This window comes from uncultured Frigoribacterium sp. (genome assembly GCF_963515265.1).
Classification (GTDB): Bacteria; Actinomycetota; Actinomycetes; order Actinomycetales; family Microbacteriaceae; genus Frigoribacterium.
Genome location: NZ_CAUPYL010000127.1, coordinates 1 through 7,684, shown reverse-complemented (window position 1 = coordinate 7,684; position 7,684 = coordinate 1). Strand labels below are relative to the sequence as shown.

Annotated in this window: 7 protein-coding genes; 1 reads left to right on the top strand and 6 read right to left on the bottom strand. The window is 72.6% G+C overall.

All coding sequences use genetic code 11. The features are described from left to right. The coding region (locus tag RWM17_RS10275; protein WP_314103347.1) for a ThiF family adenylyltransferase at positions 1-839 on the bottom strand (839 nt) is incomplete at its 3' end. Here RWM17_RS10275 and RWM17_RS10270 point away from each other — a divergent pair. Then, complete coding sequence (locus RWM17_RS10270; protein WP_314103345.1) at positions 838-2,529, top strand: glycosyltransferase family 39 protein; 1,692 nt, start codon at positions 838-840, stop codon at positions 2,527-2,529. The genes RWM17_RS10275 and RWM17_RS10270 overlap by 2 nt on opposite strands. A gap of 92 nt (positions 2,530-2,621) precedes the next feature. Here RWM17_RS10270 and RWM17_RS10265 read toward each other — a convergent pair whose 3' ends face one another. Genes RWM17_RS10265 through metG form a run of 5 tightly spaced genes read right to left on the bottom strand, consistent with a single transcriptional unit; the run spans position 2,622 to position 7,541 of the window. Beyond that, positions 2,622-3,560 (bottom strand): 4-(cytidine 5'-diphospho)-2-C-methyl-D-erythritol kinase, encoded by a 939-nt coding sequence (locus RWM17_RS10265; protein ID WP_314103343.1) that lies wholly within the window; start codon positions 3,558-3,560, stop codon positions 2,622-2,624. Positions 3,561-3,573: 13 nt separating this feature from the next. After that, a complete protein-coding gene (locus tag RWM17_RS10260) occupies positions 3,574-4,140 on the bottom strand; it encodes a hypothetical protein (RefSeq protein ID WP_314103341.1) in 567 nt (188 codons plus the stop codon). 43 nt (positions 4,141-4,183) lie between these two features. Then, positions 4,184-5,023 carry a 16S rRNA (adenine(1518)-N(6)/adenine(1519)-N(6))-dimethyltransferase RsmA gene (gene rsmA, locus RWM17_RS10255; protein WP_314103338.1) on the bottom strand — a complete coding sequence of 280 codons (840 nt, stop codon included), beginning with the start codon at positions 5,021-5,023 and terminating at the stop codon, positions 4,184-4,186. Beyond that, a complete protein-coding gene (locus RWM17_RS10250) occupies positions 5,023-5,925 on the bottom strand; it encodes a TatD family hydrolase (RefSeq protein ID WP_314103350.1) in 903 nt (300 codons plus the stop codon). The genes rsmA and RWM17_RS10250 overlap by 1 nt, the downstream gene beginning before the upstream one ends. Before the next feature lie 47 nt (positions 5,926-5,972). Then, positions 5,973-7,541: a methionine--tRNA ligase gene (metG, locus tag RWM17_RS10245; protein ID WP_314103335.1), complete on the bottom strand. Its 1,569-nt coding sequence runs from the start codon at positions 7,539-7,541 to the stop codon at positions 5,973-5,975. Between the last annotated feature and the right edge of the window lie 143 nt (positions 7,542-7,684).

Sequence of the window (7,684 nt, the reverse complement as noted above, 5' to 3'; positions counted from 1 at the left end):
CCCGAGGCCCCGGCCGTCCGCGCCTCGTTCGCCGCCGCCCGCTCTCGGGCCCGGTGCGGAGCGCGTCGGAGGCGGCTCTCGCGCCACGAGGCGGAGCCCGCGTCGATCGTCACGACCCGGCCGAGCAGGGGCTCGCCGACGCCCGTGACGAGCTTGACGACCTCGCTGGCCATGACCGAGCCGACGGTGCCGCAGAGCGGCCCGAGCACCCCGACGTCGGCGCAGGACTCGTCCCAGCCGCCGGCCGGAGGCGACGGGTGCAGGTCTCGGTAGTCGACGTCGCGACCGTCGGGCGCGGCGTCCCAGAAGACGCTGACCTGGCCGTCGAGCCGGGCGACGCTGCCCCAGACGACGGGCAGTCCCCTGGCCGCGGCCTCGTCGGCGACGACGTAGCAGGTGTCGAACGAGTCGCTGCCGTCGACGACGAGGTCGTACCCGTCGAGGATCGCGGCGGTGTCGGCCGAGAGCCGGACGGGGTGCACGACGACGTGCGTGTCGGGGGCGGTCGCCCGCACGCGCTCGGCGGCGATCCGCGCCTTCGGCAGGCCCACGTCCCCAGGTCCGAAGAGCACCTGACGCTGTAGGTTCGACCGGTCGACGACGTCGTCGTCGACCACTCCCAGCGTCCCCACACCCGAGGCTGCGAGATATTGGACAGCCGGAGATCCCAGACCGCCGGCGCCGACGACCAGCACGCGAGCCGCGCGCAGTCGGGCCTGGGCCTCGAGGCCGAAGTCCGGCAGCCGCACGGTGCGCGACCAGCGCTCGTCGGTCTCGTCCCCGGCCACCGGCCCCGACGAGCCCGACGCGACCGACACGAGAGGGGGCAGTGACGACATGGCAGACCTCCGGAGAACGGCCGCGGACGACACGACCCCGCCCACAGTAGCCCGCGACGCGGAGCCCGAGCAGCCGCCGACGCGCTCGTCGCCCGCGCGCCTCCTGGGCCGTCGCCACACCGACGCGGTGCTGGTCGGCGTGCTCGCGACGCTGGTCTCCGGCGCCTTCCTGTGGGTGCCGTCGGTCTGGTACGACGAGGCCGCGACGGTCGTCTCGGCCACCCGCACCTGGGGTCAGCTCTGGGCCATGATCCACACCGTCGACCTCGTGCACGCCGCCTACTACGCGTTCATGCACCTCTGGTTCGACGTGTTCCCGTACTCGCCCACGTCGCTGCGGGTGCCGAGCGCCCTCGCCACCGGCGTCGCGGCAGGCCTCACGGTGTCGTTGACCCGCATCCTCGTGAACCGGCGCACCGCCGTCGTCGCGGGCCTGCTCTTCGTGCTGCTGCCGCGCGTGACCTGGATGGGCGGCGAGGGCCGCTCGTACGCCCTCTCGGCCCTCTTCGCCGTCGCGCTCACGCTCGTGCTCGTCGTGGCCGCCCGGCGCACCGCCGAGGACGGCCACGCCCGCACCCGCCGCTCGATCACGCTCTGGTGGGTCGGCTACGCCGTGCTCGCCGTCGTGGCCTGCGCCTTCTTCCTCTACATCGCACTGCTCGTCGTGGGGCACGCCCTGACCATGCTCGTCCGCGTGCTGCGCGACCGGCGCGACCACGCCGCCGAGCGCGCGGCCGTCGACGAGTGGGCACGCACGGGCGCCGTGGCCGTCGTGCCCGCCTCGGGCGCCACCTCCGTGCGGTCGTCGCGCCGGGCGCTGCTCGGCTGGTTCGCCGGGGCCGGGGTCGCTGGCCTCGCGAGCCTGCCGCTGGCCTGGTTCATCGCCTCGCAGAACAGCCAGGTCAGCTGGATCGAACGGCCGAGCTTCAGCACGCTCCGCGGCGTGCTCGTGACGCAGTGGTTCCAGGGCAACGAGAACTTCGCGGTCTTCGCGCTCGTCTGCGCCGGCGCGACGCTCGTCGTGCTGTCGCTCCGCCTCGTGCCCGCCGCCCGCGGCTTCGCCGAGGTCGTGCTGCCGTGGATGGTCGTGCCGACCGTCGGCCTCGTGGGCGTCTCGCTCGTCGTCGACCCGCTCTACTCGCCGCGCTACCTGACCTTCGGCACGCCCGCCATCGCGATGACGATGGCCGTCGCGGTCGCGGCGATCCCGTGGCGTCGCGTGATCGCGCTGGTGCTGCTCGTCGCCGTCGTGCTGACCTCACCCACGTACGTCGAACAGCGACAGCCCGAGGCGAAGGACTCGTCCGCCTGGGACCAGGTCGCCGACCTCGTCGCCGGCGAGCGGGCGACCGAGGCCCCCGGCACCCGCGAGGGGGTCGTCTTCGGCCCCGTCCGACGCCATCCCAAGGCGACGTCGCGCATCATCCAGGACACCTACCCCGAGGCCTTCCGCGGCATGTCCGACTTCACGCTCGAGACGCCCGGCTACGAGACCGACGGCCTCTGGGAGACCCAGTACCCGCTCGGGGACGTGCTCGACCGCACCGACGACCTCGACGTCGTCTGGCTCATCACGAGCGACAAGCAGGACTGGCGGCCCCGCGTCACCGAACAGCTCGGCTCGGTCGGCTTCACGCTCGACCAGGAGTGGGGCCTCACCCGCACCAACGTGCTCAAGTTCACACGCTGAGCCGAGGCAAGCCGAGGAGGCGCGGGCCGGCCGTGCGGACCAGGCCGGCCGTCTGAGAGCGCGAGCGTCGAGGCGCGCCGCGACCGCGCCTCCTAGTCGGTGATGACGCGTGCGCCGTGCACGGGCCCCGTCGCCCGCACGACGGTGAGGCGGGCCGCGCTGAGCGCTATCTGCAGCTCGAGGGCCCCGTCGAGGTCGGGTGCGAGGAAGGCGACGGTGGGCCCGGAGCCCGAGACGATCCCGGCGAGGGCGCCGTTGCCCTCGCCGAGCTCGAGCACGCGGCCGAGCCCCGGCTCGAGGTGCAGGGCGGGCGCCTGGAGGTCGTTGTGCATCACGTCGGCGAGCAGCTCGGCGTCGCCGGCGCGCAGCGCCTGCAGCACGCCGGTGTCGACGACGGGCTGGCGCACCGGCGAGATGTCGCTCGAGTGGCGCAGCCGGTGCTCGTCCAGCTCGTGGTAGACGGTCGGCGTCGACAGCCCAAAGTCGGCCAGGGCCAGCACCCACTGGAACTGCCCCTTGGCGAGCGCTGGGCTGAGCTCGTCGCCGCGGCCGGTGCCGACGGCGGTGCCGCCCGCGAAGGCGAAGGGCACGTCGGCCCCGAGCTCGGCCGACAGCTTGAGCAGGTCGTCCCGGCCGAGGCCCGTGCCCCAGAGGGCGTCGCAGGCCAGCAGCGTCGCGGCCGCGTCGGCCGAGCCGCCGCCCATGCCGCCCGCGACGGGCACCGCCTTCTCGATGCTGAGGTCGACGCCGCCCCGGTAGCCGGTCGTCGTCGCGAGGAGGCGGGCGGCACGCACCGCGAGGTTGCTCTCGTCGGTCGGCACCCCCGAGACGTCCACGCCGGGGCCCGCGGTCACCCGGACGGTGAAGTCGTCCGCCTTGCGTGCCCGCACGTCCTCGTACAGCGACACCGCCTGGTAGGCCGTCGCGAGCTCGTGGTAGCCGTCGTCCTGCAGGTCGCCGACGGCGAGGAACACGTTGATCTTGCCCGGGGCACGGGTGTGGACCACGGTCGGGCCGGCCACGGAGCTCATGCTCCCAACCTAGTCAGTTCTGTCGGTCCCCCATGACCCGGAACGCCCGGGTCATGGCTTCGCGGGCAGGCTCGACGCGCTCGGGGAGCCGCAGACGGCTCTGCGTGAGGCTGACGCTGCACTTGTCGCCCGTGCCGGGCGAGACCATCAGCTGCAGGCGCACGTCGCCCTCGAGCCGCCACCGTGCCGTCGGGTGCCCGACGGAGCGACTCGTGGCCTCGGGTGCTCCCCCGGCGAACGACGCGAACCGCTCGACGCCGAGGTCGAGCAGCTCGAGGGGCCCGCCCCTCAGGCTGCGGCTCACCGCGACCGAGAACGTGCCGTCCGGCTGCTGCCCCGGGAGCCGCATTCCGTGGGCCTGCTCGTAGCGCACGGTGATCGACTGGGCCCACCAGCCGGGCACCTCGTGCTCATCGACGAGGAGGCGTGCGATCTGCGCGTGGGACAGCCGCGTGGCGTCCGCGGCGTCGAGCAACGCGAACCACTGCTCGCTGCTGCGGCCCGTGCCCGAGGCCAGGCGGGCGTCGCTGATGACCGCGGGTCGCCTCCGCTGGTGGTCGTCGCTGCCCTGCGTGCTCACGCCGCCAGCCTGCCAGCGACGAGCGCGCCGCGCGCCCTGCGGCTCAGCGCGTCGCCCGTGCCAGCGCCAGGAAGTCGTCCACGGTCAGCTGCTCGCCGCGCTCGGTCGGCGGCAGGCCTGCGGCCTCGAGCGCCTCGGACGCGGCGGCCGACGAGCCGTAGACGCCCGACAACGACTGCCGCAGCATCTTGCGGCGCTGCTGGAACGCGGCGTCGACCAGCTCGAAGACCGCGAGGCGTTCTTCTTCGGTGCCCCGCGCCTCCTTGCGGTCGAAGGCGACGAGGATGCTGTCGACGTTCGGCACGGGCCAGAAGACCTGGCGGCTGACCTGGCCGGCCGTGGAGAACTCGCCGTACCAGGCCGCCTTGATGCTCGGGGAGCCGTAGATCTTGGATCCGGGCTCGGCAGCGAGGCGGAGCCCGACCTCGGCCTGGACCATGACGAGGCCGCGCGTCAGCGTCGGGAAGTGCTCGAGGAAGTGCAGGAGCACCGGCACGCTGATGTTGTAGGGCAGGTTCGCGACGAGGTGCGTCGGCGCCGAGGGGAGCTCGACGACGCGCATGGCGTCGTCGACGACCACCGAGAGGTCGGCCGCGGGCTGCAGCAGCGACACGGTCGTCGGCAGCTGGGCGGCGAGGCGCTTGTCGATCTCGACGGCGACGACGTCCGCGCCCGCCTCGAGCAGGCCGAGCGTGAGCGAGCCGAGGCCGGGCCCGATCTCGACGACGGAGGTCCCCGCGGACACCCCGGACGCGGCGACGATGCGCCGCACCGTGTTGGCGTCGTGGACGAAGTTCTGGCCGAGCTTCTTCGTCGGCTGGATGCCCAGCAGGTCGGCGAGGTCGCGGATCTCCGCGGGGCCGAGCAGCGTCGAGCGCGACATCAGCCCTCGACCGTCACGGGCTCGTCGGTCCACGAGCCGTAGACCAGCTCGGTGTTGGACGAGATCTGCGCCGCGAGCATCGAGACGTCGGTGCCGATGGTCTCGGCCATCGACCGGAGCGTGTGCGGAATGAGGTACGGCGCGTTCGGCCGGCCGCGGAACGGCGTCGGCGTCAGGTACGGCGCGTCCGTCTCGACCATGACCAGGTGCCGCGGCAGCTGCACGAGCGCCTCGCGCAGCGGAGCGGCGTTCTTGAAGGTGACCGTGCCGGCGAAGGAGGCATACCAGCCGTTCTCGGCCAGGATGCTCGCCAGCTCGGGGCCGCCGCTGAAGCAGTGGAACACCGTGCGCGCCGGGGCGCCGAGCTCGAGCAGCAGGTCGACGACGTCGTCGTGAGCGTCGCGGTCGTGGATCTGCAGGGCCAGGTCGTGCTTCTTCGCGATCTCGACGTGCCGGGCGAACGACTCGAGCTGCGCGTCGCGGCCCTCTGCCCCCGTGCGGAAGAAGTCGAGGCCCGTCTCGCCGACGGCACGGACGCGGGGGCGGGCGGCCAGCTCGTCGATCTCGTCGAGGGCGTCGGCCAGCTCGCCGCGCGCCGCCAGCAGCGGCGCCTCGTTCGGGTGGATCGCGACCGCGGCGAGCACGCGCGGCTCGCGGGCCGCGATGTCGGCCGACCAGCGCGACGTCTCGAGGTCGGTGCCGACCTGGACGACGCCACGCACGCCGACGCTCGAGGCTCGGTCGAGGTGCTCGCGGTAGTCGAGCGCGTTCTGACCGTCGGCGATCTCGAGGTGCGTGTGGTTGTCGTACACGGGCACGACGAGCGCCTGCGGGCTCGGCGGGTAGGTCAGGTCGCGGGTCTGCCCGCCGGACTCGGTGGAGGAGCGGTGACGGACGTGCATCGGCGTCGCGTCGCTGCTGCGCTCGTCGCCGCTGCTGCGCTCGTCGGTCATGCGGCCGGCTCGGGCTGCTCGATGCGGGGGAAGAGCCCGGCCGCGAGCGGCTGGACCGTCGGGGCGCTCGACCACTCGGCGGCGCGGTCGACGGGCTGGCTGGTGAGCTCGCCCTGGCCGATCGCCTCCCACAGGGTGCGGGTCGCGGTGGGCATGAACGGCGACAGCAGCACCGTGAGCGTGCCGAGGCCGCGGAGGGCGGTGGCGAGCACGGTCGCGAGGCGATCGCGCTGGTCGTCCTTCTTGGCGAGGGCCCAGGGCTCCTGCTCGGTGATGTAGCCGTTCAGGACGTCGACGAGCTCCCAGATCGACGAGAGCGCCTCGTTGATGGCGAAGCGGTCCATCGCGCCGTCGGCGGCGGCCGTGACCCGCAGCTCGGTCTCGCGGACGGCGAGGTCGGCAGACGTCAGCTCGCCCGCGACGGGGACGGTTCCGTCGAAGTAGCGGGTGATCATCGCGATGACGCGCGAGGCCAGGTTGCCGAAGCCGTTCGCGAGCTCGGCCTGGTAGCGGGCCGAGATGTCCTCCCACGAGAAGTTGCCGTCCTGGCCGAAGGTGATGGCCCGCATGAAGTAGTAGCGGAACGCGTCGGCGCCGAAGACGTCGGTGATCTGCTGCGGCGCGATGCCGGTCAGCTTCGACTTCGACATCTTCTCGCCGCCGACGAGCAGCCAGCCGTGGCCGAAGACGGCCTTGGGGACGGGCAGGCCGGCGGCCATCAGCATGGCGGGCCAGATGACGGCGTGGAACCGAGCGATGTCCTTGCCGACGAGCTGCACGGCAGGCCAGCGGCGGTCGAACTGCTCGTCGTCGACGCCGTAGCCGATGGCCGTGACGTAGTTGAGCAGCGCGTCGAACCAGACGTAGACGACGTGCTTCTCGTCCCACGGGACCTTGACGCCCCAGTCGAACGTCTGACGCGAGATCGACAGGTCGCGCAGGCCCTGCTTGACGAACTGCACGATCTCGTTGCGGACGTTCTCGGGCTGGACGAAGTCGGGCTGCGACTCGTACAGGTCGAGCAGACGCTGTTCGAAGTCGCTCATGCGGAAGAAGTAGTTGCTCTCTTTCAAGAGCTCGACGGGCTTCGAGTGGATCGCGCAGACCTGCTCGCCCTCGAAGGCCCCGGTGCCGTCGACGAGGTCGCCCGGCTGCTTGTACTCTTCGCAGCCGACGCAGTAGAAGCCCTCGAACTCGCCCTGGTAGATGTAGCCGTCGTCGTGGAGCTTCTGCAGGAACCGCTGCACGCCCTTCTCATGGCGCTCGTCGGTCGTGCGGATGAAGTCGTCGTTGCTGATGCCGACGGTCTCGAGCAGCGGCTTCCAGGACTCGGTGACGAGCTTGTCGGCCCACGCCTGCGGCGTCACGTCGTGGCTGGTCGCGGTGCGGAGGATCTTCTGGCCGTGCTCGTCCGTGCCGGTGAGCAGCCACGTGTCGTCACCGCGCTGGCGGTGCCAGCGGGCGAGCACGTCGGCCGCGACCTCGGTGTAGGCGTGGCCGATGTGCGGCACGTCGTTGACGTAGAAGATGGGCGTTGCGATGAAGAAGGAGTCGCCGGCGGGCATGGGGACCATCTTAGGTGCGGCCGCCGACGCCGCGACGCGGCCGGCGCCTCCTCGGCTGCCGCCCACGCCGGGGGTTCAGGAGGGGCGGGGGGCCTTCGCCGCGAGGGCGGCCTGGTAGAGGTCGCGGCGGGACAGGCCGGTGG

Coding starts and splice junctions, on each gene's coding strand:
- metG (WP_314103335.1), bottom strand. CDS start 7,541: ATGCCCGCCGGCGACTCCTTCTTCATCGCAACGCCCATCTTCTACGTC.
- RWM17_RS10265 (WP_314103343.1), bottom strand. CDS start 3,560: ATGAGCTCCGTGGCCGGCCCGACCGTGGTCCACACCCGTGCCCCGGGC.
- RWM17_RS10270 (WP_314103345.1), top strand. CDS start 838: ATGGCAGACCTCCGGAGAACGGCCGCGGACGACACGACCCCGCCCACA.
- RWM17_RS10250 (WP_314103350.1), bottom strand. CDS start 5,925: ATGCACGTCCGTCACCGCTCCTCCACCGAGTCCGGCGGGCAGACCCGC.
- rsmA (WP_314103338.1), bottom strand. CDS start 5,023: ATGTCGCGCTCGACGCTGCTCGGCCCCGCGGAGATCCGCGACCTCGCC.